24 protein-coding genes are annotated in these 26,065 nt (G+C 72.7%); 7 read left to right on the top strand and 17 right to left on the bottom strand.

Annotated elements, in window-relative coordinates:
- Positions 1–113: 113 nt before the first annotated feature.
- The gene (locus ACFQMF_RS09860; RefSeq protein WP_256409077.1) at positions 114–1,163 is read left to right on the top strand and encodes a zinc-dependent alcohol dehydrogenase; all 1,050 of its coding nucleotides are present in this window, start codon (positions 114–116) and stop codon (positions 1,161–1,163) included.
- A 13-nt stretch (positions 1,164–1,176) separates the two neighbouring features.
- On the opposite strand, the gene ACFQMF_RS09855 is transcribed toward ACFQMF_RS09860, so the two are convergent.
- From ACFQMF_RS09855 to ACFQMF_RS09845, 3 genes are all read right to left on the bottom strand, one after another.
- On the bottom strand, positions 1,177–1,947 hold the full coding sequence (locus ACFQMF_RS09855; RefSeq protein ID WP_256409076.1) for a CDP-alcohol phosphatidyltransferase family protein: 771 nt from the start codon (positions 1,945–1,947) through the stop codon (positions 1,177–1,179).
- 146 nt (positions 1,948–2,093) lie between these two features.
- On the bottom strand, positions 2,094–2,480 hold the full coding sequence (locus tag ACFQMF_RS09850) for a DUF7475 family protein (protein ID WP_256409075.1): 387 nt from the start codon (positions 2,478–2,480) through the stop codon (positions 2,094–2,096).
- 63 nt (positions 2,481–2,543) lie between these two features.
- Positions 2,544–4,535 (bottom strand): aldo/keto reductase, encoded by a 1,992-nt coding sequence (locus tag ACFQMF_RS09845; protein ID WP_256409074.1) that lies wholly within the window; start codon positions 4,533–4,535, stop codon positions 2,544–2,546.
- A 106-nt stretch (positions 4,536–4,641) separates the two neighbouring features.
- On the opposite strand from ACFQMF_RS09845, the gene ACFQMF_RS09840 reads away from it, so the two are divergent.
- From ACFQMF_RS09840 to ACFQMF_RS09830, 3 genes are read left to right on the top strand one after another with little or no spacing between them, the layout of a single operon-like run.
- Positions 4,642–5,019, top strand: a complete 378-nt coding sequence (locus tag ACFQMF_RS09840) for a 6-pyruvoyl trahydropterin synthase family protein (RefSeq protein WP_256409073.1) — start codon at positions 4,642–4,644, stop codon at positions 5,017–5,019.
- Positions 5,016–6,119, top strand: coding sequence for a glycosyltransferase family 4 protein (locus tag ACFQMF_RS09835; RefSeq protein ID WP_256409072.1), 1,104 nt, complete (start codon positions 5,016–5,018; stop codon positions 6,117–6,119). Before ACFQMF_RS09840 ends, ACFQMF_RS09835 begins: the two co-directional genes overlap by 4 nt.
- Entirely contained in the window at positions 6,116–7,195 is a 1,080-nt protein-coding gene (locus ACFQMF_RS09830; protein WP_256409071.1) for a hypothetical protein, read from the top strand. The genes ACFQMF_RS09835 and ACFQMF_RS09830 overlap by 4 nt, the downstream gene beginning before the upstream one ends.
- Positions 7,196–7,234: 39 nt before the next feature.
- Here ACFQMF_RS09830 and ncsA read toward each other — a convergent pair whose 3' ends face one another.
- From ncsA to ACFQMF_RS09805, 5 genes are all read right to left on the bottom strand, one after another.
- A complete protein-coding gene (gene ncsA, locus ACFQMF_RS09825; protein ID WP_256409070.1) occupies positions 7,235–8,218 on the bottom strand; it encodes a tRNA 2-thiolation protein NcsA in 984 nt (327 codons plus the stop codon).
- A 557-nt stretch (positions 8,219–8,775) separates the two neighbouring features.
- Positions 8,776–9,561, bottom strand: a complete 786-nt coding sequence (locus ACFQMF_RS09820) for a response regulator (protein WP_256409069.1) — start codon at positions 9,559–9,561, stop codon at positions 8,776–8,778.
- A gap of 96 nt (positions 9,562–9,657) precedes the next feature.
- Positions 9,658–10,614: an alpha/beta fold hydrolase gene (locus tag ACFQMF_RS09815; protein ID WP_256409068.1), complete on the bottom strand. Its 957-nt coding sequence runs from the start codon at positions 10,612–10,614 to the stop codon at positions 9,658–9,660.
- 46 nt (positions 10,615–10,660) lie between these two features.
- The gene (meaB, locus tag ACFQMF_RS09810; protein WP_256409067.1) at positions 10,661–11,785 is read right to left on the bottom strand and encodes a methylmalonyl Co-A mutase-associated GTPase MeaB; all 1,125 of its coding nucleotides are present in this window, start codon (positions 11,783–11,785) and stop codon (positions 10,661–10,663) included.
- Positions 11,786–12,205: a cobalamin B12-binding domain-containing protein gene (locus ACFQMF_RS09805; RefSeq protein ID WP_256409066.1), complete on the bottom strand. Its 420-nt coding sequence runs from the start codon at positions 12,203–12,205 to the stop codon at positions 11,786–11,788.
- Positions 12,206–12,295: 90 nt separating this feature from the next.
- Here ACFQMF_RS09805 and ACFQMF_RS09800 point away from each other — a divergent pair, with 90 nt between their 5' ends.
- Positions 12,296–13,252 carry a VOC family protein gene (locus ACFQMF_RS09800; protein WP_256409065.1) on the top strand — a complete coding sequence of 319 codons (957 nt, stop codon included), beginning with the start codon at positions 12,296–12,298 and terminating at the stop codon, positions 13,250–13,252.
- Positions 13,253–13,299: 47 nt separating this feature from the next.
- Here ACFQMF_RS09800 and ACFQMF_RS09795 read toward each other — a convergent pair whose 3' ends face one another.
- The 9 genes from ACFQMF_RS09795 to ACFQMF_RS09755 form a co-directional block, all read right to left on the bottom strand.
- Complete coding sequence (locus tag ACFQMF_RS09795; protein ID WP_256409064.1) at positions 13,300–14,352, bottom strand: sodium:calcium antiporter; 1,053 nt, start codon at positions 14,350–14,352, stop codon at positions 13,300–13,302.
- Between the two features lie 140 nt (positions 14,353–14,492).
- A complete protein-coding gene (gene pstB, locus ACFQMF_RS09790; RefSeq protein WP_256409063.1) occupies positions 14,493–15,329 on the bottom strand; it encodes a phosphate ABC transporter ATP-binding protein PstB in 837 nt (278 codons plus the stop codon).
- Between the two features lies 1 nt (position 15,330).
- Entirely contained in the window at positions 15,331–17,097 is a 1,767-nt protein-coding gene (pstA, locus tag ACFQMF_RS09785) for a phosphate ABC transporter permease PstA (RefSeq protein ID WP_256409062.1), read from the bottom strand.
- The gene (pstC, locus tag ACFQMF_RS09780; protein WP_256409061.1) at positions 17,097–18,071 is read right to left on the bottom strand and encodes a phosphate ABC transporter permease subunit PstC; all 975 of its coding nucleotides are present in this window, start codon (positions 18,069–18,071) and stop codon (positions 17,097–17,099) included. Before pstC ends, pstA begins: the two co-directional genes overlap by 1 nt.
- A gap of 57 nt (positions 18,072–18,128) precedes the next feature.
- Entirely contained in the window at positions 18,129–19,166 is a 1,038-nt protein-coding gene (locus tag ACFQMF_RS09775) for a PstS family phosphate ABC transporter substrate-binding protein (protein ID WP_256409060.1), read from the bottom strand.
- 167 nt (positions 19,167–19,333) lie between these two features.
- Complete coding sequence (locus ACFQMF_RS09770; RefSeq protein WP_256409059.1) at positions 19,334–21,526, bottom strand: (Fe-S)-binding protein; 2,193 nt, start codon at positions 21,524–21,526, stop codon at positions 19,334–19,336.
- A 101-nt stretch (positions 21,527–21,627) separates the two neighbouring features.
- Positions 21,628–22,341: an energy-coupling factor transporter transmembrane component T family protein gene (locus ACFQMF_RS09765; protein WP_256409058.1), complete on the bottom strand. Its 714-nt coding sequence runs from the start codon at positions 22,339–22,341 to the stop codon at positions 21,628–21,630.
- Positions 22,338–23,117, bottom strand: a complete 780-nt coding sequence (locus ACFQMF_RS09760) for an energy-coupling factor ABC transporter ATP-binding protein (RefSeq protein ID WP_256409057.1) — start codon at positions 23,115–23,117, stop codon at positions 22,338–22,340. The genes ACFQMF_RS09765 and ACFQMF_RS09760 overlap by 4 nt, the downstream gene beginning before the upstream one ends.
- Positions 23,118–23,195: 78 nt before the next feature.
- Positions 23,196–23,777: a biotin transporter BioY gene (locus ACFQMF_RS09755; protein WP_256409056.1), complete on the bottom strand. Its 582-nt coding sequence runs from the start codon at positions 23,775–23,777 to the stop codon at positions 23,196–23,198.
- A 171-nt stretch (positions 23,778–23,948) separates the two neighbouring features.
- On the opposite strand from ACFQMF_RS09755, the gene ACFQMF_RS09750 reads away from it, so the two are divergent.
- Both ACFQMF_RS09750 and ACFQMF_RS09745 read left to right on the top strand, forming a co-directional pair.
- On the top strand, positions 23,949–24,641 hold the full coding sequence (locus tag ACFQMF_RS09750) for a hypothetical protein (protein WP_256409055.1): 693 nt from the start codon (positions 23,949–23,951) through the stop codon (positions 24,639–24,641).
- A gap of 458 nt (positions 24,642–25,099) precedes the next feature.
- A complete protein-coding gene (locus ACFQMF_RS09745; protein WP_256408900.1) occupies positions 25,100–25,837 on the top strand; it encodes a hypothetical protein in 738 nt (245 codons plus the stop codon).
- The last annotated feature ends 228 nt before the right edge of the window (positions 25,838–26,065 follow it).

Here is a 26,065-nt window from a genome sequence, read left to right as displayed (position 1 = left end):
CGAGGACTTAACATCGCGCGGTCCGTGGACTGTGACGTGTCACGCCACCAGCCGAGCCGAGGCCCGCGGCGTCGCTCGGGCGTCGACCGAGACGGGACCGCGCGCGCGACGCGATGACCGACGCCGCGCTCTACTTCACCGGCCCGGAGACCGTCGAGGTCCGGGAGACGTCGGTCGGCCCGCCGGACGCGGACGAGCTCCTCGTCGACGCCCGCGCGTCGGCGATAAGCGCGGGAACGGAGCTGCTCGTGTACCGCGACCAGACGCCGGACGACCTCCCGGCCGACGAGACGCTCGACGCGCTCGACGGCGACCTCTCGTACCCCCTCCGGTACGGCTACGCCGCGAGCGGCGTGGTCAGCGAGGTCGGCGCCGACGTCGATCCGGCGTGGGTCGGTCGGTCGGTGTTCGCCTTCGTCCCCCACCAGACGCGCTTCCGCGCCACCCCCGACTCGGTGGTCGCGCTCCCGCCGGAGACGACGCCGGCGGCCGGCTCGCTGCTCCCGTCGGTCGAGACCGCGACGAACGTCGTCCTCGACGCCGCCCCCCGGCTCGGAGAGCGGGTCGTGGTGTTCGGCGCCGGCGTGATCGGCCTCTGCGTCACCCGGATCCTCTCGGCGTTCCCGCTGGAGTCGCTCGTCGTCGTCGACCCGATCGAGCGGCGCCGCGCCCTCGCCGCGGCGTTCGGCGCCGACCGGACGGCGACCCCGGCCGAACTCGGCGAGGGCGACGCGATCGGGACGACCGGTGGCGACGCCGACTCCGACCTCGGCCCCGACTCCGCCGTCGACGGCGCCGACCTCGCGATCGAGCTCTCCGGCCAGCCCGACGCGCTCGACGACGCGATCGGCGTCGTCGGCTACGACGCGCGGATCGTCGTCGGCTCGTGGTACGGGACCAAGCGCGCGCCGATCGACCTCGGCGGGCGGTTCCACCGCGACCGCATCGACATCGTCTCCAGTCAGGTGTCGACGATAAGCCCCGAGCTCCGGGGGCGCTGGGACCGCGACCGACGCATGGACGCGGCGCTCGACCGGCTGGAGCGGATCCCCGCCGACGAGCTGATCACCCACCGGATCCCCTTCGAGCGCGCGCCGGAGGCGTACGAGCTGCTCGACGCGGAGCCCGACGCGGCGGTGCAGGTGATCCTGGAGTACCCGTGAGCGCCCGCCGCGGTCACCGGCGCCGGGAGAGCCGGCCGCTGACGACGAGGTAGTCCCGCGCGAACACCGCCAGCGACGGCGCGAGGACGACGGGCGCGAGGGCCCACGCCAGCTCCGTCGGCGTCGGCGGGAGGAGCGCGACCGTCACGAAGACCATCTGCACGCCCGCGAGGTACCTGCTGAGGTCGCCGTCGGGGAGGTCGCCGACCGGGAGTCCGCGGACGCGCCGCAGCCACACCGCCCCGCGGAAGACGTACCGCGCGGCGGAGATCGAGAGGTACCAGGCCGGGAGCAGCCCCCACGACACCGCCACCAGCGGCGCGGCGACGAACCCGAACGTGTCGAACGCCATGTCGAGCCGCCGGCCGATCTCCGTCTCCCGGCCGACGGTCCGGGCGACGGCCCCGTCGAGGTTGTCGAGGACGACCCCGGCGCCGTAACACAGCGCCGGGCCCCACGCGAGCGACGTCCCCGGCGGGACGACGACGAACCCGGCGACGACGGCGTACAGCGCGCCGCGCGCGAGCGTGACCGCGTTCGCCAGACCGAGCAGCCGCCGCCAGAACCCGTCGGCGATCCCCCCCGGATCGAGCCCGTAGCCGACGTACCAGAGCTGTCCGGCCCAGCAGACGCCGGCGACGACGGCCGGGGAGAGCCCCCACCGGACCATGGCGTCCGCGGGGAACAGCCGGAACAGGAGGACGCCGAGCGCGGCCGCGGCGACGAGCGGCAGTCCGACCCCGACCCCGACGTGGACGGACCGCCGCTGGGGGGCCTCGGCCATCTACCCGTCGCCTCCCGCCGTCCCCCGAAAGACGGCGTTTACGGCGGCCTCGGGTGCGTTTACGCCGCGATCGCACGCGTTCCCGCCGCCTCCGACCGGCGCGGCGGCGAGCGAGCGTCGCGATCGGCGGTCCGGAGTCGGCACGGCTACCGCCGCAGGAGGGCGACCAGCACGGCGATCAGGACGACCTGCGCGACCTTGTCGACGGCGCCGAGGGTCCCGACGTCGCCCGGGAACGATCCGGCGCCCCCCGCGAAGTTGACGACGTACCACAGGACGATCTGGACGAGCGTGAAGGCGATCCCGACCGCGTACACCGCGCGCCGGCGGTAGTCGATCACGAGGAGGACGACGCCGCCGACGAAGCCGAGCCCCGCGAGGACGAAGCTGATCCCCAGCGGGGAGGGCGCGAAGCTGACGCCGAGGAAGAGGTGGACGGCGGCGGAGACCAGGGCCGCGACGATACCCACCCAGTGGAGGCCGTTCAGCGAGCCGATGTCGACCGTGGGCTGCTGCGTCTCGGTCGTTGCCATATCACACACATGGACTTCAGTCACATAGGAATACCGACCGATCGGCGGGCGGGCGCCGGCCCCCTACCGCTCGAAGTCGGGGTCGTGCAGGGCGTCGACGCGCGCGACCTCGTCCGCGGTCAGCCGCGCGGCTCCGGCGGCCAGGTTCGAGACGACGTGCGACTCCGTGGTGCTGGACGGGATCGGGACGACGCCCCGGGTCGCGTTCCACGCGATCACGACCTCGGCCGGCGAGAGCCCCCGGTCCGTCCCGATCGCGTTCAGGACGGGCTCGTCGAGGAGCCCGGGCGCCGACAGCGGCGAGTGCGCGACGACCCGGATCCCGCGCTCGTGGCAGAAGTCGACCAGATCGTTCCGGGGCCGGTAGGGGTGACGTTCCACCTGCACCAGGGCCGGGTCGACGTCGCCGGTCTCCAGTACCGTCTCCAGCTGCGCCCGCGAGACGTTACAGATTCCGAGCGTCCGGGCCCACCCCTTCTCGTACACGGCCTCCAGGTTCTCCCACGCGGTCGCGAGCGACACGTCGTCGGTCGCGAGCTCGCCGTCCGCGTCCTCGGGGAAGGTGAGCGCCTCCCGCCGCTCGACCGGCTCCTCGGCGAGCCGGCGCAGCTCGCCCCGGTGTTCGAGCGCCGAGGGCCAGTGGAGCGCGTAGCAGTCGAAGGCGTCGATCCCGAGCTCCTCCCGGCTGCCCGCGCAGGCGGCGAGCAGGTGCTCGCGGCGGTGGTTGGTCCGCCACGCCTTCCCGAGGAGGAACACGCCCTCGCGGTCGGGCGCGCCCGGCGCGGCGAGCAGCGCCCCGATCCGGTGTTCGTTGCCGTACAGCTCGGCGGAGTCGAGGAGGCGGTAGCCGGCGTCGAGCGCGGTCGCGATCGAGTCGGCGCGCTCGACGTACGCCCCGTCGCGGTAGCGCGAGCAGCCGAAGCCGACCGACGGAAGTCGGACCGCGGCCGCGCCCTCCCCGCTCCCCTCGCTCGTATCACGGCTGAGAGACGCCGCCGGCCGCACGACCGGCGCCGGGGGCGGGTCGGCGGTCGCCCCGCAGTCGTCGACGGGGACCGGCCCGCCCTCCTCGACGGCCGCCTCGATCGCGTTGCAGACGGCGACGACGTGGGCGCCCCGGCGGCCGCCGGCCCGCGAGGGCGACCCGGACTCGACGGACGCGGCGAGCCGCTCGACGGCGTCGACGTACTCGTACGGCTCCTCGGGGGACGCCGGCGGCGCGCTCACGTACTCCCGACCGACGCGGCCGAACCGGACGCCGTCGCGGTCGGTCGCCGTCGCGCCAGCGTCCGCCAGGTACAGCGAGCCGTCGTCGCCGTGGAGCTCCAGGCCGTAGAACTCCCGGCTCCGGTGGGGCGCGTAGAAGCTGGCCGTGAGCCTGACGGTCGGCCCCGCGGCGAACGCGAGCGCGGCCTCCACGTGGCTCGGCGCCGACGGCCGGCGCTCCTCGCGGTCGGGCCAGACGTCGAGGGCGTCGGCGACGCGGACGCGCTCGACCGGACCGAACCACGTCACCAGCAGCGCGAGCGGGTACACCGCTCCGTCGTACAGCGGCCCGATCTCCAGGAAGGAGTCGGGGCGGTCGTGCCAGTCGGTCACGCGCCCGACGTGGGCGTGGGCGTACCCCAGTCTCACCGGACCGAGCCGGCCGTCCGCGAGGAGCCGACCCGCCCGGCGCTGCGAGGGCGCCCGCGGCGTCCCGGGCGCGCAGCCGAGCGCGAGGCCGCGGTCGCGGGCGAGCCCCACCAGCGCCCGCGCCTCGTCGGCGTCGAGCGCGAGCGGCTTCTGCGAGTAGACGTGGCGGTCGGCCTCCAGCGCGGTCCGCGTCACCGGCGCGTGGGCGGCGTGGCTCGTCAGGTTCACCACGAGCGGCGCGTCGACCGCGGCGAGCGCCGCCTCCAGGTCGGTGAACGACGGGCAGTCGCGGTCCGCGGCGAGCGCCGCGGCGCGGTCGGCGTCGAGGTCGACGACGCCGGCGAGCGACAGCGGGCCCGCCGACAGGCCGGCGGCGTACTCCGACGCGATCGATCCGGCCCCGACGAACAGGCAGTTCACGGTCGTATCGAGGCGGGAAGACGTATAGGTGTCCCGGCGACCGCGACCGGACGGCGCGACCGCGACGCCCTCCGGATTTAGGTGCGTCGCGCCCGTGGATCGGTCCATGTACGCGACGACGGTGCTGACGGAGTTCGTGGCCCAGCACTACCTCACGGTCGTCGACGAGGGGCCGGAGAGCGTCCCGCACTCCCACCGCTTCGAGGTGGAGCTGACGTTCCGCGGCCCCGAGCTGAACGCCCACGACTACCTCGTCGACATCGACGACGCCGAGGCGGCGCTCGCCGACCTCGCCGACCGCTACCGCGACGAGCTGCTGAACGACCTGCCCGAGTTCGAGGGGGACAACCCCAGCGTCGAGCGCTTCGCCCGCGTGATCTTCGATCGCGTGACCGACGCGGTGACCGACGAGACCGTGACGGAGCTGGCCGTGACCGTCTGGGAGGACGAGACGGCCGCCGCGACGTACGACGCGCCGGTATGAGGGTCGGCCTCGCGCTGTACGGGAGCCTCGACGAGCGGTCGGGAGGATTCCGCTACGACCGGAAGCTGGTCGAGGGGCTCCGGGCCGCCGGCGACGCCGTCGAGATCGTCGAGCTCCCGTGGCGATCGTACCCGCGCGGGCTGCTCGACAACGCCAGCCCGGCGCTCCGCGACCGGCTCCGCGTCGACGTCGACGTGATGTTGCAGGACGAGCTCGCGCACCCCTCGCTGGTCCTCGCCAACCGCGACCTGCCGTACCCGGTCGTGAGCGTCGTCCACCACCTGCGCGCGAGCGAGCCCCGGCGCCTCTCGCCGCTGTACCGCGCCGTCGAGCGCCGATACCTCGCGACGGTCGACGGCGTCGTCTGCAACAGCGCGGCGACCCGCGACGCCGTCGCGGAACTCGGCGTCGATCCGGAGGCGACCGTCGTCGCCCCGCCCGCCGGCGACCGGTTCGACCCCGCGGTCGACGACGCCGCGATCGCGGCGCGGGCCGCCGCGCTCGGCGAGTCCGACCCCCTCCGGGTCGCGTTCGTCGGCAACGTCGGACCGCGGAAGGGGCTGGACACGCTCGTCGAGGGGGTGGCGCTCGCCGACGCCGCCGTCGACCTCACCGTCGTCGGCCGCGCGGTCGACGAGAGTCACGTCGCCGACGTCGAGCGACTGGTGCGGGAGCGCGGGCTCGGCGACCGCGTGCGCTTCGCCGGCCGGCTGTCGGACGCCGCGCTGGCCGACGTCCTCCGCGAGAGCCACGTCCTCGCTGTCCCCTCGCGCTACGAGGGGTTCGGGATCGTCTACCTGGAGGGGATGAGCTTCGGCCTCCCGGCGATCGCCTCGCGCGCCGGCGGCGCGGCGGAGACCGTCACGGACGGCGAGACGGGCGCCCTCGTCGACCCGGACGACCCGGCCGCCGTCGCCCGCGCGCTCGACGGGTTCGCGGCCGACCCCGACCGGCTCGCCGAGATGGGCCGCGCCGCCAGGCGCCGGTACGAGCGCCACCCGGATTGGGCGGAGTCGACCGCGCGCGTCCGCCGGCTGCTCGCCGAGGTCGCCGGCGCCGACGACGCCCCTCACGCGCCCGATCCGGAGGTGGCGACGTGACGGGAGAGGGCGCCGGGTCCGGCGACGACGCGCCCGACGGCGACGCCATCGCCGCCGACACCGCCGCGTTCCGGCGGTACCTCCGCGCGAAGCGGCCCGTCGACGACCGGGCGCTGGACCGGCGGCTCGTCGGGCTCCTCCGCGAGCGGCTGACGGCGCGCGCCGCCGAGGGGAACGGCCCCCTCCGCGCGCTGGAGGCCGGGGCCGGGGTCGGGACGATGGTCGCCCGGCTGATCGACTGGGAGGTGCTCCCGCCGGGCGAGACGCGGTACGTCGCCGTCGACCGCGACGCGGAGGCGCTCGCCGGGGTCGAGCCGTTCCTCCGGGAGTGGGCGGCGAGTAGGGAGGAACCGGCGTCCGTCGACGACGCCGACGGCGACGCGCTCGTCGTCGAGACCGACGCGCGCACCGTCGCGGTCGAGCCGGTCGCCGCCGACGCGGTCGCGCACGCCGCGGAGCGACCGGGGGAGTTCGACGCGCTGATCGGGATGGCGCTGCTCGACGTGCTCGACCTCGACGGGCTCGACGCCCTGCTCGGCGCGCTCGCGCCCGGCGGGACGTACTACTTCCCGATCACGTTCGACGGCGGGACGCGCTTTCGCCCGGCGCACCCCGACGACGAGGCGATCGAGCGGCGCTACCACCGGCACATGGACGGGAAACCGGGCGGGAACAGCCGCGCCGGCGGCGAGGCGCTCGCGCGGCTGCGCGAGGCGGACGGCTCGACGCTCCTCGGCGTCGCCGGCTCCGACTGGGTCGTGCGCCCGGTCGACGACGAGGGCGGTCGTCCGGACGACGACGAGGGCGGTCGTCCGGGCGACGGAGCCGGCTACCCGGGCGACGAGGCGTTCTTCCTCCGACACATCCTCGACACCGTGGAGGCGGCGGTCGGCGAGGTGATCGCGGTCGACGGGGACGCCGCCGGTGAGGTGGTCGTCGACGGGGACGCCGCCGGCGTGTCGGCCGCCGACCTCGACGCGTGGCTCGAAACCCGCCGCGAGCAGGTCGATTCCGGCGAGCTCGTCTACCTCACCCACCAGCTCGACCTGCTCGGGCGCGTCGACGGTGACGCCTGACCGCCGCCGGTCGGGCGGTTCACCCGGCCGGCGTCGAGGTCAGGTCGCCGCCTCGATCGAGTCGAGCAGGCGACACTTCCGACAGACGTCGCGGCTCGTCTTCGAGCCGCAGCGCTCGCACTCCCCGAGGTCGGGCGAGTCGTCGGCGGCGTCGCCGCCCTCGCGGTACGCCTCTGCCGCGAGCGCGGAGAGCTCCTCGTAGCCGGCCATGATCGAGTGGCGGGCGCCGGGGTGGTTCGCCTCCAGCTCGTGGATCGTCGACTGGATCTCGTCGCGGTACGCCTCCGACGAGTGGGGACATTCGGCCATGTGGGTCGGGAGATCGCGGACGTGGCAGTAGAGGGCGACCTCCTTCTCGGGCACGTCGCGGAGGGGCTTGGCGCGCGGGACGAACGCGTCCGTCTCCTCCCGCTCGTCGAAGGGGCCGAGCGAGGCGTCGAAGTGTTTCGCCACCTGTCGCACGTCGCCTTCGAGGAAGTTCATCATCGCCGTCTGCGCCTCGTCGTCGAGGTTGTGACCGGTGAGCAGCTTGTCGGCGTCGAACTCGGCGGCGTACGCTTCGAGGAGGTCGCGCCGGAACACGCCGCAGTACGCGCAGGCGGCCATGTCCTCCGGGTCGCTCTCGACGACGTCGTCCATCCGCACGTCGAACTCCTCCTCGTAGGAGACGACCTCGTGGCGCAGCGAGAGGTCTTCGGCGAGCTCGACGCAGGCGTCGAGGCTCTCGTCGCGGTACCCCTCGATCCCCTCGTGGATCGTCAGCGCGAGCATCTCGACGCGGGGGTCCTCGCCGAACACGTCGTCGAGAATCCGCGTCAGCGCGACGCTGTCCTTCCCGCCCGAGAGGCCGATCACCCAGCGGTCGGGATCCTCGGGTGTCGCGTCCGGGTCGAGGAGGGCGTCCTCGCGGATCCGGCGCTTCACGCGCTTCTCGACCGACCGGCGGAGGTGGTGGCCGCAGAGGTGCGCCCCGGAGTAGGCGGCGTGGTGGACGGCGTCGGCCCCGCACTTGTCGCACTCCATCGGTGTCGGGTTGCGGACGCGCGCGGATACCCGTTTCGGGCCGCATACGTGAGAATGGTATCGAGACTGAGTGGGAGCGACATCGACGCGAACGCCCCCGAAGCTCCGACCGCTCGGTGATAGATACCAGACCGTGAGTCGACGGGTAATTCCTCCAGAGCTTCAGCCCCTCGGCCGTACGTGATCGTCGAGATTGAGACCAACCACAAAGCCCCAGCCGTGAGGCGGGCACACGCTCGCTGCGCGCTTCAGTCGCTCGCGGGGCTCGCTCCTTGCAGTGCTTCCGTCGCCTGTGCCCGCCTCACGGCTGCCCCTTTGAGTCCCGTCCGACCGCACAGCGACCGCACCTCACGCCTCCCCAGCCTCGCGGCTCCCTTCGGTCGCCGCGTCCCTCGCGCGTGCTCCTCGCGCCCGATGGGCGCTCGGAGGCACGCGCCACCGTAATTAGCGTCAGGAAGCGTCCACTGTCGACGACCCCGGGCGCGCTGCCGTCGGTTCCGACACGGGCTTGTCGTCGTCGAAGAGTTCCCCCGGAACGCGACTAATTCGCCACCGCCTCAGTCGCTCGCGGCCCGTCCGCCGGCGACCTCGTCGAACGGGGACACCGAGATGACGAGCCGGCCGTCGCCCGCCGCGCTCACCAGCTTCGACTCGGTGAACGTCGTCCCGTCGGCGCGGAGCCCCTCGCTCGTCCCGGTCCACCGCTCGCCCTCCATCACCGCCGGGATGACGTGCGTCCGGATGTGTTCGACCTCCTCGTCCGGGTGGAGGCGCTGCCAGCGCTCGCCGACGAGCTCGTCCGGCTCGTAGCCGTACAGCCGCCCGTACTCATCGCCGACGAACTCGAAGGTCCCGTCGGGCGCGACCGTACAGACCCCGTCGAGCGCGACGTCGGCCGCGGGGTCGACGGCCGCGGCCGACTCGCCCTCGTCGCCCGCCCCGAAGCTCCCGCCGTCGCCGTCGATCGCGTGTCCGACGCGGCGCAGGAGCGCGGTGTACCCGTCGACGCCGCCGCGCTTGGCGACGTAGTCGCTGACGCCCGCGCGGACCATCTCGGCCGCGATGGCGTCCGGCTCGGTCGCGGAGAAGAGGAGGAAGGGGAGGTCGGGCTCGCTCTCGCGCGCCGCCGAGAGGAGCTCGATCCCGGTGCGGCCGGGCATGTCGTAGTCGCTCACGACGCAGTCGAACGCCTCGCGCTCGATGCGGTCCAGCGCCGCCTCCGGGTCGGTCTCGGCGACGGCCTCGCAGCCGATCCCGTCGTCGCGTTCGAGGTACGCGGCGACGAGGGCCGCGAGCCCCGGCTCGTCGTCGACGCAGAGCACTCGAAGCGATGAGTCGGTCATGGCTCGGAGTCGCCGGTTCCGGAATAAACCGGTTACCCCGCGATACTCAGCGCTGATACTCGCGCGCCGGACGCCGGACCCTACGGGATGCCCGCCTCAGGCGGTCGCGCCCGCGACGAGGCTCTCCCGCACCGTCTCGACGAACCGGTCCGGGTGTTCGACGTGCGGGAGCAGTCGCGCGCGGTCGAAGACGACGAGGCGCGCGTCGGCCGCGTCGGCCAGCTCGCGGCCCTCGGAGAGGGGGCTCACCTCGGCCTCGCGCCCCCAGACGACCGTCGGCGGCACGTCGAGGTCGGCGAGCGCGGCCGCGAGGTCCAGGTCGCTGTTGAGGTAGCCGGAAACGAACGAGGCCGGCGCGAACCGGGCGTTCTCGACGTGGGTCGTCCGCCACTCGTAGTCGGTCCACTCCTCGCTCGGGTTCGTCGGGTCGTCGTAGCCGTGGTCGGCGTTGAAGTAGCGGATCGACGGCTTCGACGCGATGACGTTGAAGAGGGCGTCGCCGATCAGCGGCGACCGGAGCAGCTCGCGGAGCCACGACTTCGGCGGGCTCGGTCCCGCGGTGCTCGTCGGACAGACCCCGACGAAGCCGCGCACGTCGACCGCGTCGCTTCCGGACCCGTCCCCGGTCGCCGCGGCGGCGGCGTACGCGGCCGACAGCGACGAGGCGACGACGGCCGGCTCGTGGAGGTCGGCGAGGAAGTCGCGGACGAAGTCCTCGTACAGCGCCGCGGAGTACCGGAGCGGCGGCCGGTCGGAGCGGCCGTACCCCGGGAAGTCGGGCGCGATCACGTGGTAGTCGGCCGCCAGGTCGTCGAACACCGCGCGCCACTCGCCCGAGGAGCCGGCGGCGTTGATCCCGTGGAGCAGCGCGAGGTCCGGGTCGTCGGGGTCGCCCGCCTCGGTGAACGCGACGTCCATCCCGCGCCAGCGGAAGACGCCGTCGTCGCCGTCGAGCGGGGCCTCCAGCTCGCCCTCGTAGCGGAGTCCGGTGTTGACCGCGGCGAGCGCGCCGACGCCGAGGAGGGCGGTCCCGGCGAGGTTCCTGAGCTTCATGGAAACCTGTTGGTCCGCGGGCGACTTATACCTCGTGGCGGAGGGGTCACTCCCCGTCCGGCTCGACGCAGTCGACGATGGGGGCGACGACCTCGGCGGCGACGCTGTACGGGTCGGTCTCGCGTCTCCGGACCGCCTCGGCGAGCCGGTCGATCCCGCCGCGGCGCTCGATCTCGCCGGCCGCGAGCGCGCCCACGTCCGAGCGCACGAGCGTCCGGATCTCCTCGGCGTAGCGCCGGCGCTCCGTCGCCTCGATCTCGCCCGACTCCCGGAGGTGCGCGGCGTGGGCGTCGAACGCCGCGATCAGCTCGTCGACGCCCTCGCCCGTGTTCGCGACGGTCCGGAGCACCTCGGGGGTCCACTCGGGGGAGCCCGAACTGTCCTCCGCGTCCGAATCGTCCGAATCCTCCGGGTCGTCCGGATGCTCCGGCGCGTCGAACCCGTGGTGGCCCGTTTCGAGCCCCTTCGTGGGCCCCTCCCGCCGGTGGACCATCTCCTCCAACTCGGCGAGGGTGCGCTCCGCGCCGTCCATGTCGGCCTTGTTGACGACGAACACGTCGCCGATCTCCAGGATGCCGGCCTTCAGCGTCTGCACGTCGTCGCCGGAGCCGGGCTGGACGAGCACCGCCACCGTGTCGGCGGTGCGGACCACGTCGACCTCGTTCTGCCCCGCGCCGACCGTCTCGATGATCACGGCGTCCTTCCCGAAGGCGTCGAGCGCCTTCACGGCGTCCGCCGTCGCCATCGAGAGCCCGCCGAGCTGGCCGCGCGCGCTCATCGACCGGAAGAACACGTCCATGTCGCCGACGTTCGACCCCATGCGGATCCGGTCGCCGAGCACGGCGCCGCCGGTGTACGGCGAGGAGGGGTCGACGGCGACGACGCCGACGGTGTCGCCGCGCTCGCGGTAGGCGGCCGCCAGCTTGTCGACGAGCGTCGACTTCCCCGCGCCGGGCGAGCCCGTGATCCCGATCACGTCGGCGCCGCCGGTGTGCCCGTGGAGCGCGGAGACGATCGCCCGGTGGCCCGCCGCGCGGTCCTCGATCCGCGTGATGACCCGGGCGAGCGCCCGGTGGCTCCCGGCGAGCAGCTCCTCGACGAGCTCGGCGTCGCGGTCGCTCAGCTCCGGGGCCCGCGCCGTCGACTCCTCGTCGGGGGTCGGCCCGCCCATCTACGCCCGCTCCGGCACGTTGTCCCGGATGAACTCGATCGTCTCCTCCATCGGCGTGCCGGGGCCGAACACCTCGGCGACGCCGAGCGACTTGAGCTCGTCCTCGTCGTCGTCGGGGATGATCCCGCCCACCAGGATGAGGGTGTCCTCGAACGCGTCGTACTCCTTGAGCCCCTCGATCACCTTCGGCACGAGGGTGTTGTGGGCGCCCGAGAGGATCGAGATGCCGAGCACGTCGACGTCCTCCTGGACCGCCGCCTGCACGATGTCCTCGGGCGCGCGGTGGAGCCCGGAGTAGACGACCTCGAAGCCGGCGTCGCGGAACGCCCGCGCGATCACGTGTGCGCCCCGGTCGTGGCCGTCGAGGCCGACCTTCGCCACCAGACACCGGATGGCCCGCTCCTCCTGTTCGACGCTCATGTCGGGTACTGCGTCGCCCCGCCGTTTGACTCTAACGGACGATCGGGTGGGATCGACGCGTTGAACGCGCGGGCGCCCCTCGACGGGGGTATGCCCGACGACCCTCGCGTCGACCGCCCCGACGCCGACCGATCCGCGAGCGACCGCCTCCCCGCCGACACGCGGATCGGCCGCGTCGCGCTCCGCGTCGCCGACCTCGACGAGACGACCGCCTTCTACCGCGACGTCGTCGGCCTCGCCGTCCTCGACCGCGACGGCGACGCGGCCGTCCTCGGCGTCGACGGCGCGGAGGCCGCGGGGCGCGAGGCCGTTCCCCTGCTCGCCCTTCGCCGCGACCCGGACCGCCCAGAGCGCGGCCCAACCGAGGCCGGCCTCTTTCACGTCGCGTTCCGGGTCCCCTCTCGGGCCGCGCTCGGCGGGGCGCTGGGCCGGGTGCGCGAGCGCTGGCGGCTCGACGGCGCGTCCGACCACCTCGTCAGCGAGGCGCTGTACCTCGACGACCCGGAGGGGAACGGGGTGGAGATCTACCGCGACCGCCCCCGCGAGGAGTGGCCGGTCGACGACGACGGGACGCCTCGGATGGCGACCGAGCCGCTCGACGTCGAGGGCGTCGCGGCGGCCGCGGGGGCGGCCGACGCGGGCGACGCCCCCGCCGACCCCTCGCCCGTCGACCGCGTCCCGTCCGGCACCGACGTCGGCCACGTCCACCTCGAAGCGACGTCGCTGTCGGCGTTCGAAGCCGTCTACGTCGACGGGATCGGCTTCGAGGTCGGCGAGGCCGGCCCGGACGTCCGGTTCGTCGCGGCCGGCGGCTACCACCACCACCTCGCCGCGAACGCGTGGCGGGGGCGGACGACGCCGGCCGCGGGCCGCGGGCTCGCGTGGTTCGAGGTCGTGGTTCCCGACGCCGCCGCGCTCGACGCGGTCCGGACTCGGCTGGAGGCGGTCGCGGCCGGCGGCGACGTCGACGTCGCGGTCGCAGAGCGGGAGGGCGGAGTCGCCGTCACCGACGCCGACGGGATCGAGGTCTGGATCCGGACGGAGTAGCGGCGGGCCGGGGACTCGGTCGCGCCACCGATCGAGTCACCGCCGGCTCACCCGACGATCGTCCGGAGCGTCGACTCGGTCAACAGGGTGGTGATCCCGAGCGCCTCGGTCGTCATCCAGCCGAGGAAGGCCGCGTACATCGCGAGGAAGGCGTACCCCTCCTCGGTGGTGATCTCGAAGTCCGTCGCGGCCATCACCACGACGACGAGGGTGGTGTAAAACAGGAACAGCATGAGGGGGACCGAGGTGAGGAACCCGATCGAGACGCCGCCGGCGAGGATGACGCCGATTGGCAGCGCGGCGACGAGGTTGAACGTGTTCGTCCCGAAGACGTTGGCGACCGCGGCCCGCTTGTCGCCGGCCTTGCCCATCTTCACGCCGACGAGGAGGTCCGGGAACGAGCTCATCACCGACAGCACGGTGACGGACATCAGGAACGGCGGCGCGCCCAGCGCCTCGGAGGCTTCGAGCGTCATCCCGATCATCGACTCGACGCCGACGAGCACGACGGCCAGCCCGGCCGCGAACAGCCCGACCTGCTTCGGGACGTTCGTCGACTCGGCCTTCTTGCGCGCCGACGCGCCGCTCTTCCCGCCGACGAGCAGGATGACGTACACGCCGTACAGCACCAGCAGTCCGACGCCCATCTGCGGCGTGATCCGCGCGAGCTCCCGCCCGTCGGTGCCGAGGACGCCCAGGGCGATCACGCCGAAGAGCGCGAGGACGGCGACCATGTAGAAGATGGCGTCGCGGTAGACGATCCCCTGCGTCGTCGTGGTGTCGCCGCTCGTGACGGCGACGGCCGCGGGGATGACCAAGATGTTGAACACCGCGGTGCCGATGAGCGCGCCGGCGCCGACGCCGAACTCGCCGAGGACCAGCACGGAGATCACGATGATCGCGAGCTCGGGGAACGAGGTCGCGGCCGCGACGATCAGCCCGCCCTGGATCGCCTGCGAGACGCCGAAGTGGTCGCTGATCTTCGACGTCGTCGACTCGACGACGTTCGCGCCCTTCCAGGTCAGGAGGAACCCGACGACGCCGATCGGGATCCAGACGAACAGCGACTGATCGCCGATGAGCTCCCCGAGTAACGTCACGGTGGAGGATGCGCGCGGAACCGATTAGTGGTTCCGGAAGCGGGCGCTCCGGCCCGCCCCTCACGCGCCGGTCCGCACCGCCCGCCGTCGAACGGTCCGGACCGCTCGCCGCGGAGCGAGCGGCGGGCGACGCGGGGCGCCTACCCGAACTTCCCCGTGATGTAGTCCTCGACGCGCTGCTCTTCCGGATCCTCGAAGATCTTGGTGGTGTCGTCGTACTCGACCAGCTCGCCGCCGGTGAGGAACACCGCGGTCCGGTCGGAGATGCGGGCCGCCTGCTGCATGTTGTGCGTGACGATGATGACGGTGTACTCCTCCGCGAGGTCGTCGATGAGGTCCTCGATCTTCGAGGCCGCGACGGGGTCGAGCGCCGAGGTCGGCTCGTCCATCAGGATGACCTCCGGGTCGGGCGCGATGGCGCGGGCGATACAGAGCCGCTGCTGTTGCCCGCCCGACAGTTCGAGCCCCGAGGAGTCGAGCTGGTCTTTCACCTCGTCCCACAGCGCGGCGCCCTTCAGCGACTCCTCGACGCGCTCGTCGACGTCGCCCTCGTACCCCTGGATCTTCAGGCCGTACGCGACGTTGTCCCGGATCGACTTCGGGAAGGGGTTCGGCTTCTGGAACACCATCCCGATCTTCCGGCGTAAGGCGACCGGGTCGACGTCGTCGTCGTACACGTTCTTGCCGCCGAACTCGACGTCGCCCTCGACGCGGCAGATCTCGATCATGTCGTTCATCCGGTTGATACACCGGAGGAACGTCGACTTGCCGCAGCCCGACGGCCCGATCAGCGCGGTGACGCGCTTCTCGGGGATCTCCATCGTCACGTCGTCGATCGCCTGCTCGTCGCCGTAGTAGACGTCGAGGTTCCGCGCCGCCACCGCGGTGCCGGCGTCGGCGAGCGGCGCCCGTCCGTCGTCCGTTTCCGCCTGTACCTCCGTCGTGATCAGCGAGTCGTCTGATGTCGTGTTACTCATGTTAGCTCCCCCGCTCCGCGCGGTTCCGCAGCAGTATCGCCGTCCCGTTCATGCCGACGAGGATGATCAGCAGCGTGATGACGCCCGCGGCGACGACGCCGTACCGGAAGTCGGCCTGCGGGAAGCCGGCCCACGTGTAGATCTGCATCGGCATCGCGCTGAACCGGCTGAAGAGGCTGTCCGGCGCCCTGAACACCGTCGTCGCCGCGCCGATCATGATGAGCGGCGCGGTCTCGCCGATGGCCCGCCCGAGCGCGAGGATCGTCCCGGTGAGGATCCCCGGCATCGCCTCGGGCAGCACCACGTTCTTCGTCGTCTGCCAGCGCGTCGCGCCCATGGCGTCCGAGCCCCGCCGGAGGTCGTCCGGCACCGACCGGATCGCCTCCTGTGCCGAGATGATCGTGATCGGCAGGATGAGCAGCGACAGCGTCAGCGCCGCGGTCACCGCCGTCCCGATCCCGAGGCCGAGGAGGTTCGCGAACAGCCCGAGGCCGAGGAGGCCGTAGACGACCGACGGCACCGCCGCGAGGTTCGCGACGTTGACCTGCAGGATCCGCGTCAGGGTACCGAGCGGCCCGCTCTCCGGCGTGTACTCCTCCAGGAATACGGAGGTGCCGACGCCGAGCGCGAACGACAGCACCGCGACCATCGCGATGATGATGACGGAGCCGACGATGGCCGGGTAGAGCCCCGCCTCGGTCGGCGTTCGGGAGGGCGCCTCCGTGAGGTACGACGGGTCGAGCCACGGGTCGGGCGCCGGGACGCCCCACGCCTCGACGATCAGCGCTCCGGCGACCACGCCCGCGGCGAGCAGCAGCGGGAGCCCCAGCCCGACGAGGCCCTCCCCGCTGTCGACCACGCGGGAGACGTAGACCGCGGTCGGCACGCCAGTCAGGACGAGCACGAGGAGGACCGTGGGGGCCGGCAGCCCGGCGCCCGCGGCCAGGAACCCGCCGGCGGTCGCGACGGCGAGCGGAACGCCGCCGGCGACCGCCGCGGCGGTCCGGCCCCGACGGTCGGCGACGAGGAACGCCCCCGCGGCCGCGACCGGGACCGCGATCGTCCAGAGGTAGATGACGAGGTCCGACGGGAACACCGGGACCACGCCGCGGAGGAACACCGCGGCGACCAGCCCGACGAGCCCGACCGGCGCCGCCGCGGTCTGCGCGCGCGACGACGACCGACCCCGCCCGAGCGCGTACAGCCCGACGGCCGGCAGGATCCCGAGCGTGTACGCGAGGAACCACACGAGCGGGTCGAGCACCAGGAACAGGGTGCCGACCGCGAGCCCGATCGCGACGCCGCCGATCAGCCGCCCGAGGAGCCCGAAGCCGACCGCGCCGACGCGGCCGCGGCTCCCGACGTACGCGAGGTACGCCGCGACGGGCCCGGCGACGACGAAGAGGTACGCGAGCTGCCAGTTGAGTCGCGGGATCGGGGCGACGAGCGCCTCGACCGCGGTGAAAAGCACCGCGACGGCGACGAGGCCGCCGCCGAGCGCGCCGAGCGAGCGCCGGGTGACGTCGGGGTCGCTCGCGCTGAACAGGCAGAACGCGAGGAACGGGACGACCAGCGTGAGGAAGTACGTCAGCAGCCACTCGGGGCTGGCGTTCGCCAGGTCGAAGGCGTCGATCGCGACGTACACCAAGAGGACGCCGAGCGCGACGAGGCCGAACACGCTCGCGCCGAACGAGAGGTACTCGAAGGCGATCCCCCTGACCCGGCTGACCTCGCCGAAGCCGTCGGCGTTCGGGTTCTCGGTCGCCATCAGTACTCCTCCCGGTAGCGTTCCGCGATGATGTCGCTTATCACGTTCATGACGAGGGTGACCGCGAACAGCGCGAGACCGAGCGCGAACATGGAGTTGTACGGGAGCGTGCCGCCGGTGAGGTCGCCCCCGGTGATCTGGACCATCGCGACGGTGATGGTCATCCCGGACTCCAACAGGATGTCGGCGGGGTCGACGAACGGGATCCCGAACAGCGCCCGCTGGACCTCCGGCATCCGCGCCTGCGCGCCCATCGCGACGACGACGATCATCGTCTCGCCGACGGCGCGGGAGACGGCGAGGATGTACGAGGAGGCGATCCCGGAGATCGACGCCGGAACGACGATCCCGGTCGACACCTCGAACTTGGTCGCGCCGAGCCCGTAGCCGGCCTGTCGGAGCTGGTCCGGCACCGCGCTCATGGCGTCCTCGGAGATCGACGACACCATCGGGATCGTCATGATCCCGACCATGATCGACGCCGAGAGCGCGTTGAACGTGCTCATCTCGGGGAACAGCGTCGCCTTCAGTGCCGGGGTGACGTACACCAGCGCGAAGTAGCCGTAGACGACGGTCGGGATGCCGGCCAGGATCTCCAACAGCGGCTTCAGGATCGACCGGGCGTTCGGGGTCGCGTACTCGCTGAGGTAGATCGCGGTGAGCGTCCCGATCGGGATCGAGATGAACGCCGCGGTGACCGTCACGGTGATCGTCCCGATCAGCAGCGGGATGATGCCGAACGCCTGCCCCCCGCCGGCCGGGTTCGGGCTCCAGTTGGTGCCGGTGAGGAACTCGGCGACGGGGATCGACCGGAAGAACACCACCGCGTCCGACAGGAGCGTGACGAAGATCGCGACGGTCGTGAGCAGGGTGATCGCCGCGCACGCCGCGAACAGCCCGCCGTAGGTTCCCTCCTTCAGTCGTGTGAGCCCGCCCCGCCGGGACAGGTCGGGACTCTCTGTGCTGTCAGTCACGAACGGTGAGGTATCGAACGCTGTCGTAAATCAATACACCGGTTCATTCCGGGGGCGCTACCCCTGGGCCCGCTCGATCGCGTCTTCGAGCTTCCCCATCTGCTCCTCCTGCGTCTCCTCGGTGGCGGGGACGTAGCCGACGTCGCCCGCGACGAGCTCCTCGTTGGTCGTCTGCTCGACGAAGTAGCGGGCGAACTCCGCGATGTGCTCCTCGGCGAGCGAGGAGATCGACGGGTACGTGAACAGCGGCCGCGAGAGGGGCGTGTACTCGCCCGAGGAGGCCGTTTCGAGGCTCGGCTCGACCGGGCCGTCCCCGTCGTCGATCCCGAGCGCCTTCAGCTGGTCGGGGTTCTGGAAGTAGTACGCGAAGCCGAAGTAGCCGATCGCGTACTCGCTGCCGGCGACGCCCTGCGCGATCGTGTTGTCCTGCTCGGTCGCCTGGTAGTCGCTGGTGTGGCCCTCCTCGCCGAGGATCGCCTCGATGAAGTAGTCGTACGTGCCGGAGGTGTCGGCGGCGCCGAACCGCTCGATCTCCTCGTTGGGGAACTCGTCGCGGACCTCGTCCCAGGTCTGTGCGGGGTCGGACCGCCAGATCTGCGCGAGCTCGTCGGTCGTGAGCGAGTCGACCCAGTCGGCCTCGGGGTTGACGACGACCGTGACCGCGTCGGTCGCCGCGATCAGCTCCACGTACTCGACGCCGTTCTCCTCGCACAGCTCCTCCTCCTCGGGCTGAATCGGGCGGCTGGCGTTGTTGAAATCCGTGTCGCCCGTACAGAAGAAGTTCGAGAAGCCGCCGCCGGACCCCGTCGAGCTGATGTCGGGGTCGACGCCCGGGTGCATCTCGGCGAAGTCCTCCATGACCGCGCTCATCAGCGGGAACACCGTGCTCGACCCCGCGATGTTGATCGGGCCGGAGAGCTCCCCGCTCCCACCGTCGGCGCCGTCCCCGGAGCCGCCGTCGGAGCCGTCTCCGGAGCCGCCGTCACCGCCGCTCTGCGTACAGCCGGCGAGCGCCAGCGCGCCCGCCCCGCCGAGCGCCGCGAGCGATTGCCGCCGCGTGATCCCCGTCGCGTCCGTGTCGTGGCTGGATGCCATTACCAGTCGATCGGCGAGTTTCGGTTAAGTAGTATGCTATGATGGGTACGGTCCGAGGGGTACCGCTCGGGTGCGCTATATACGCTATATAGATCGGTCGGCGAGCTCCCCGCGAGTGCTCGTCGGGGACCGAGCGCGGACGCGAACCGGAACGCCCCACGCCTCCGTTACGCTCTCCCGGCCGCCACCGCCTCGATCAGGAGCTCCGCGACGTCGACGATCTCCACGTCGTCCTCGAAGTCGCCCGTCTTCCGGCCGTCCTCGAACATCGTCGTGCACATCGGACAGGCGACGACGAACTTCTCGACCGCGTCGCCGGCGTCGGTGTCCTCCACCGCCTCGCGGAGGCGCTCCTCGCTCGGTTTGACCGCCTCGTCGTGTTCGGTCCAGAGCCCGCCGCCCCCGCCGCCGCAGCAGAACGAGTCGTCCCGGGAGCGCGGCATCTCGTGGAGGTCGGCGCCGGTCGCGCGAATCAGCTCGCGGGGCGCCTCGTACTCGTCGTTGTACCGGCCGAGGTGGCAGGGGTCGTGGTAGGTGACAGTGTAGTCGAGCTCGTCGCCCGACAGGCCGAGCCGCCCCTCGTCGACCAGCTCCTCGACCACCTGCGTCCAGTGGAACACGTCGACCTCGCCCTCCGGGTTCCACGGCTCCTCGCGGTCGAACGGCATCATCGGGTCGTCGGCGAACGCCGCGAAGTCGACCTCGGGGTACTCGTTTTTGATGGTGTTGTACGAGTGCGGGTCCGTACAGACGATGCTCTCGAACTCGCAGTCCGCGAACGTCTCGACGTGGTGGCCGGCGAGTTCGAGGTAGAGGAACTCCTCGCCGATCCGCCGAATGTCGTTGCCGTCCGTCTTCTCGTCGTCGAAGAGGATGCCGAACGACACGTCGGCCTCGTCGAACAGCCGGGCGAGCGCGCGGGCGACCTTCTTGTTGCGGTCGTCGAAGCTCGGGTAGTCGCCGACGTACCAGAGGTACTCCACCTCCCGCTCGCGGGCGTCCGGGACCTCGACGTCGTCGAGGTCGTCCGCCCAGTCGCCGCGGTTCGCCTGGGACTCGCCGAAGGTGTTCCCCTTCCCCATGACGTCTTGGAACACGTCTTGGAGGTTCGAGTCAACCGCCCCCTCGTCGACGAGCTGGCGGTTCATCTTCGTGAACGAGGTGAGGTGCTCGATGTCGACCGGACAGGCGTCCATGCAGGCCATACAGGACATACACGACTCCATCGATTCGGCGTCGATGACCCCGCCCTCGTCGGCGACGATGGGGACGGTTCCTCCGTCGTTGACGGCGGCGGAGCCGGCCACGCCGCCGTCAGTCGCGACCGGACCGCCGCCGCTCCCCGCGACCGGGTCGTCGGTCACGGACTCGCGGTACGCCTTCAGGTCTAAGATCACGTCTCGCGGGTCGAGGTTCCGGCCGACGGTGTCGGCCGGGCAGGCGTCGGTGCAGCGGCCGCACTTGGTACAGGCGTCGCCGTCCATGAGCTCCTTCCAGGTGAAGTCGTCGAGCGACTCGGCGTTGGTGTGGTCGAGGTCGGCGGGGACGTTCGGGAGCCGCGCGCCGGCCTTCTCGTCGCGGGCGACGACGTTCGCGAACGAGGAGATCATGTGGAACGGCTTCGCGTACGGGATCCAGGCGATGAACGCGAACGCCAGCAGCGCGTGGCTCCACCAGACGACGCCGTAGACCGCCTCGGCGCCGGCTGGGGTCAGCCCCGCGGCCTCGAACCCCGCGGCCATCGCCATCCCGACGAAGCTCACCGTCTCGTCGGCGCGCGCGGGCTGGCCGACGATGCCGAGCGCCTGCACGACGAAGCCGCCGACGCCGAGCGCGAAGAGGGTCCAGACGAACGCGTCGTCCTCCAGCGAGGTGTGTCTCCCCCACAGCCGCCCCTCGCGGTTCCGGTAGCGGCGGACCATCGCCATCCCGACGCCGACGACGAACAGCAGGCCGAACGCGTCGACGACGAACTGGTAGGCGAGGTAGAAGTCGCCCACCCAGAACGACTCGCCCGCGATCGGGCGGTAGACGTCGATGTCGAACCCGAGGATCGTCGTCGCGACGAGCAGGGTGAGGAACCCCCAGAGGACGAACGTATGCATCACGCCGGTGTACGCGTCGCCGTCGAACTGGTTCTCGTTCGAGAGCACCGTCCTCGTCGCCGCGACCGTCCGAGAGGGCAGGTCCGACAGCCGGTCGCGAGGGTCCGCGCTCCCGCGGGCGTACGCCGCGAACCGAGCGTACACCCCGTACAGGAACACGAGGATCGCGACCGCGGCGAGCCAGTAGAACGCGGCCTTCCCGACCGGACCGATCGTCCAGAACGTCTCCCGGGTGGCCGCCTGCAGGGGCGTCATGGTAGGTTAGCCGGATACGGTCCGGTTAAAACTTGCCACGGCGCGGGATCGGTCCGGTCTCCGGGCCCGGTCTCTGGCCCCGATCGATCGCGGGGTCCCCGTCAGATCACGCCGGTCAGCGCGGCCGCGAGCAGGCCGACTCCGACCGCCAGCGCGACGGCGTCCCCCCGGCCGAACGCCAGCCGCGGGAGCGTCGGGTTCCACGCGAAACACCGGGCCGCGAGGGCGGTTCCCAGCCGGTCGGCGCGGCCGAACGCGCGGTCGATCCCCGCGACGGCGACGATCCGCATCCTGTCCCGCACCGGTAGCTCGTCGCCCAGGCGCGCCCGCATGGCGTCGCGCGCGGTCAGCAGGTCGCGCTTCAGCAGCGGGAGGAACCGGAACACGAGCGCGACGCCGGCCGCGAGCAGCCGCCCGGGCCTGCCGGGGACCGCGTACTGGACCGCCGCCCGGGAGTCGCGGACCGGCGTCGACCGCACGTAGGCGGCGGCGACGACGAGCACCAGGAGGACCCGGTAGCTCGCCAGCGCCGTGTCGGCCGCGCGGTCGAGGCGGAACCAGGGGTCGCCGACCGTCGCGCCCGCCACGACCGGGGCGACGAGGAGGAACGGGAGCGCGACCCGGTACGCCCACAGGTCGCGGGGGCCGCCGCCGGCCGCCCGCAGGCAGCCCGCGGCGAGGACCGTCAGCGCCGCGAGCCCGCGGGGCGTCGTGTGCGCGAAGGCCGCGGCCGCGAACCCGACCTGCACGAGGAGCTTCGACCGCGGGTCGAGCCGGTGGGCGAGCGAGTCGCCGGGGGCGTACGAGAGGGTCACGGGTCGGAGGCCGGGACGTGGTCACCGCCGCGGTCCGTGAGCGCGCCTTCTGGGACCCGCACGTCGAGTCCCGGGAGGTCAGCGACGGCCGCGTCCGGGGGCGCGTCGACCGCGATCCGGCCGTCCGACAGCCCCACCACGCGATCGGCGAGCCCGAGCACGTCGCGGAGGTCGTGGGTGACGACGACGACGCCCGTCCCCGCGCGGTGGCGCTCTCGCAGGCCGTCCACGACCGACCGCCGGGCCGGCTCGTCGAGCCCGGTGAACGGCTCGTCGAGGACGAGGTGGTCCGGCTCCATCGCCAGCGCGCCGGCGATCGCGACGCGCTCGCGCTCGCCGCCCGACAGCGACGCGATCCGGTCGTCCCCGCGCCCGCCCATGTTCACGGCGTCGAGCGCGGCCCCGACCCGGCGGTCGATCTCGGCGTGCGAGAGCCCGAGGTTCTCCGGGCCGAACGCGACGTCGGCGCCGACGGTGGCCGCGACGAACTGGTCGCGGGGCTCTTGGAACACCATGCCGACCGCGGTCCGGGCGGCGACGAGGTCGTCGCCGACGGGGGTCCCGTTGACCGAGACCGACCCCGAGTCCGGCTCGACGAGCCCGTTAAACGTCCGGACCAGCGTCGTCTTCCCGGAGCCGTTCGCGCCCGCGACGACCAGGAACTCGCCGTCGGGGACCGAGAGGGAGACGTCGTCGACGGCGACTACCCCGCCCCCGTCGCGCTCCCCGGCGCCCGTCCCGCCGTACCGACACGTGACGCCGTCGACGTCGATCACGGCGTCGCCTCCGGGTCGGTCACGGCGCCACCTCGGGAAGGCTCACGCGGTCACCTCGGAATCGCTCACGGCGTCGCCTCACGCGGCCGCGATCGCGTCCGAGCGCACGATCCCGACCGCGGCGGCGATCTTCGCGGCCTCCGCGGGGAGGAACACGGCCGCGCCCTGGACGAACGCCTCGGCGGGGGTGAGCTCCAGCACCAGGTAGAGGCCGGCGACGCCCATCGCGTAGACGACGGCCGTGCCGACGGCCATCGCGCCCACCAGGACCGGGACGGAGACGCCGTCGAGGTCGCGGATGTCGCCGCCGCGGTGGACGATCGCGCCGACGAGCGCGGCCGCGATGGGGTAGGACCAGAGGTAGCCGGCGGTCCCGCCCACGAGCTCTCCGAAGCCCGCGGAGCCGCCCGCGAACACCGGCGCGCCGAGCGCGCCGGCGGCGAGGTACAGGACGAGCGCCGCGCCGCCCCAGACGGGACCGAGGAATATCCCGGCGAGGAAGACGCCGAGGACCTGTAGCGTGACCGGCGCGGGCGACACCGGGAACGGGAAGGAGACGTACGCGAACGCGCCGACGAGCGCGGCGAACAGCGCCGCGCGGGCGAGGTTCGTCGCGGCCTCGTCGCCGACGAGATCCACCGACTCCGTGTTGGTTGCCATGTCCGTGACAGGCTCGTAAACCAACTTGAAGATACTGGTTGACGACGCGCCCGCGGCCGGACGGCGTCCACCGGCCGCCGCGCCTCCCGTCGCCGATCCGGAGCGACTGCGCCCGAGCCGGCCGAAATCGGACGCGAGGCTTTTCTATCGGGAACGCGTAGGGGGGAGCCCATGGACGAGAAGACCGCCGAGCTCCGCGACATCTTCGTCGAGACCACCGGGTCCGACACGGTCACCGAGCGGCAGGCGGAGTCCCCCGGGACCCTCACCGACCGCGACGAGGCCGCCGTCGCCGAGCGCGTCCGCGAGCTGGTCGCCGCGATGCGCGAGCGGTACGACTTCTCGACGCCCCTCGACGACGCGACCTACGCCCGGATCGCCCGCGGACGCTTCGAGCTGGACGACGACGCGGCGATCGCCGCCGCGCTCGCCGCGGGCGACGACGCGGTCCGCGCGCCCGACGAGGTCGGCGGCGACGGCTCCGAACCGGTCGACGCTCCCGAACCGGTCGACGTCGACCCCGACACCGTGCGCGACGCCCGCTTCGACCTCCACCTCGTGCGCGACGCCGACCGCGAGGTCGACGACGCCGAGTTCGACTACGCCGCCCTGAAGTCGCTCACGGCCGAGGGACGCTCCATCGTCGACTGCGCCGAGGCGCTTGGCACTGACCCCGACGTCGTCGCGAAGTACGCCCGCGTCGCCCGCGTCGACCTGACCTCCACGCGGGCGAACGACCGCTTCCGCGACGAGTTCCGCGACCTCCTCACCGACGCCGAGATCGAGGGCACCCACGCCGAGTCCGCCCGCGAGGACGGCCTGAAAGAGGCGACCGAGGATATCGAGACGGACGTCTCCCTGTAAATCGCCGCTCGTTGTAGCCGGTTTCGCGGTCCGTCGCCTCCCCGCTCTCGCTCGACCACCACCGTACGCTCACGAGTCCCAACGACGAATGGGCGCGCCGGGTCGCGTCCGCCGGACGCGACCCGCCCGCGAGGGAGGCGGCGGCCCGGCGCGGCTCTGCCCGCGCCGGGCCGTCCGCCGAGGCTGGGGAGGCGCGAGGCTGCGGTGCGGAGCGGTTGGGTGGGACTCAAAGGGGCAGCCGCGAGGACGGCGCAGGCGACCCAAGCACCGCAACGAGGGAGCGTCAGCGACCGAGTGAGGCGCGCAGCGAGCGTGCGCCGTCCTCGCGGCTGGGGCTTTGGCGGTGTTCGCTAGGGATCCGGATTCGACCACATACGGCCGGCTGGCCGGGGCTTTGGCGGTGTTCGTCGTTTATCCGCAGTCGACTCCTTATGTACGAAACCGCGCCCAACCGCTCCGTGATCCCTTTCAGCGACCTCGCTCGCGCGGCCTACTGCCCTCGACAGCTCTACTACGCGCGCCGCGAGGACGACCGGGCGGTCCCGCCGGACGCCCGCGCCCGGATCGACCTCGCCTATCGCTACCCCGCGCTCGTCGACGCGCCGGACGCGACCCTCCGCCGGCTCCCGATCCGGCGCTCGCCGGCCGCCTACCGCCGGAACCTCGACCGCCTCCGCGGCCGCGACGACTACGACTGGCTCGTCGACCCCGCTCGCGAGCGCGCGTTCGTCTCCGGGAAGGACTGTCACGGAACGGTTCACAAGGTGCTCGGCGCCGGGGGCGACGCCGCGGACGCGCCGGGCGAGGACGCCGCCGCCGACGCGCCGGGCGAGGACGCCGCCGCCGACGCGCCGGGCGACGACGAGCCGCCCCTTCCCACGGTCGTCTCGCCGGGCGAGCCCCCGGAGAACGGCGTCTGGGGGTCACAGGCGGTCAGGGCCGTCGCCGTCGCGAAGGCGGTCGCGTGGGAGCGCGAGCGCGAGGTGCCGCGCGCGCTGGTCGAGTACCCGAGCGTCGGCGCCGCGCGCGAGGTCCGACTCACGACCCGCAAGAAGGCCGCTTACCGCCGGGCGCTGCGGGCCGCCCGCGCGATCGACGGCCCGCCGTCGCGCGTCGACGACGACCGGTGTTCCGCCTGCGACTACCGCGAGGAGTGCGGGGTCGGGCGCCGGTCGTTCCGGTCGCTGCTCGGCTAGCGGTCTCCCGGCGAGCGCGACGCGCCGCCCTCTCGCTGACGAACTCCGTTAACGGATCCTCGCCGAACCGCCGCGGTCGCCGACGATCCGTCGGTCATTCCTGTCGCGACCCGTCCGTTTATATGCGTGTGACGCGTCGCCACGGACACGAATGACACGCGACGATCGCGGTCGTTCGGAGGATAGAGGAAGTCGCCTCGCGGCGGCTGGCCGCGAAATTCTCCGACG

The organism is Halorubrum rutilum, from assembly GCF_042665015.1.
GTDB classification, from domain to species: Archaea; Halobacteriota; Halobacteria; order Halobacteriales; family Haloferacaceae; genus Halorubrum; species Halorubrum rutilum.
The sequence above is the reverse complement of the archived record's forward strand: the minus strand, read 5'-3'. Positions and strand labels throughout refer to the sequence as shown.

Bases quoted from the DNA above. Each gene is read 5' to 3' on its own strand.
- ACFQMF_RS09805 (WP_256409066.1), bottom strand. From the start codon at position 12,205: ATGAGCGTCGAACAGGAGGAGCGGGCCATCCGGTGTCTGGTGGCGAAG.
- ACFQMF_RS09815 (WP_256409068.1), bottom strand. From the start codon at position 10,614: ATGAAGCTCAGGAACCTCGCCGGGACCGCCCTCCTCGGCGTCGGCGCG.
- ACFQMF_RS09855 (WP_256409076.1), bottom strand. From the start codon at position 1,947: ATGGCCGAGGCCCCCCAGCGGCGGTCCGTCCACGTCGGGGTCGGGGTC.
- pstA (WP_256409062.1), bottom strand. From the start codon at position 17,097: ATGGCGACCGAGAACCCGAACGCCGACGGCTTCGGCGAGGTCAGCCGG.
- ACFQMF_RS09770 (WP_256409059.1), bottom strand. From the start codon at position 21,526: ATGACGCCCCTGCAGGCGGCCACCCGGGAGACGTTCTGGACGATCGGT.
- meaB (WP_256409067.1), bottom strand. From the start codon at position 11,785: ATGGGCGGGCCGACCCCCGACGAGGAGTCGACGGCGCGGGCCCCGGAG.
- ACFQMF_RS09775 (WP_256409060.1), bottom strand. From the start codon at position 19,166: ATGGCATCCAGCCACGACACGGACGCGACGGGGATCACGCGGCGGCAA.
- pstB (WP_256409063.1), bottom strand. From the start codon at position 15,329: ATGAGTAACACGACATCAGACGACTCGCTGATCACGACGGAGGTACAG.
- ACFQMF_RS09835 (WP_256409072.1), top strand. From the start codon at position 5,016: ATGAGGGTCGGCCTCGCGCTGTACGGGAGCCTCGACGAGCGGTCGGGA.
- ACFQMF_RS09840 (WP_256409073.1), top strand. From the start codon at position 4,642: ATGTACGCGACGACGGTGCTGACGGAGTTCGTGGCCCAGCACTACCTC.
- ACFQMF_RS09750 (WP_256409055.1), top strand. From the start codon at position 23,949: ATGGACGAGAAGACCGCCGAGCTCCGCGACATCTTCGTCGAGACCACC.
- ACFQMF_RS09800 (WP_256409065.1), top strand. From the start codon at position 12,296: ATGCCCGACGACCCTCGCGTCGACCGCCCCGACGCCGACCGATCCGCG.
- ACFQMF_RS09755 (WP_256409056.1), bottom strand. From the start codon at position 23,777: ATGGCAACCAACACGGAGTCGGTGGATCTCGTCGGCGACGAGGCCGCG.
- ACFQMF_RS09850 (WP_256409075.1), bottom strand. From the start codon at position 2,480: ATGGCAACGACCGAGACGCAGCAGCCCACGGTCGACATCGGCTCGCTG.
- ACFQMF_RS09820 (WP_256409069.1), bottom strand. From the start codon at position 9,561: ATGACCGACTCATCGCTTCGAGTGCTCTGCGTCGACGACGAGCCGGGG.
- ncsA (WP_256409070.1), bottom strand. From the start codon at position 8,218: ATGGAGTGCGACAAGTGCGGGGCCGACGCCGTCCACCACGCCGCCTAC.
- ACFQMF_RS09860 (WP_256409077.1), top strand. From the start codon at position 114: ATGACCGACGCCGCGCTCTACTTCACCGGCCCGGAGACCGTCGAGGTC.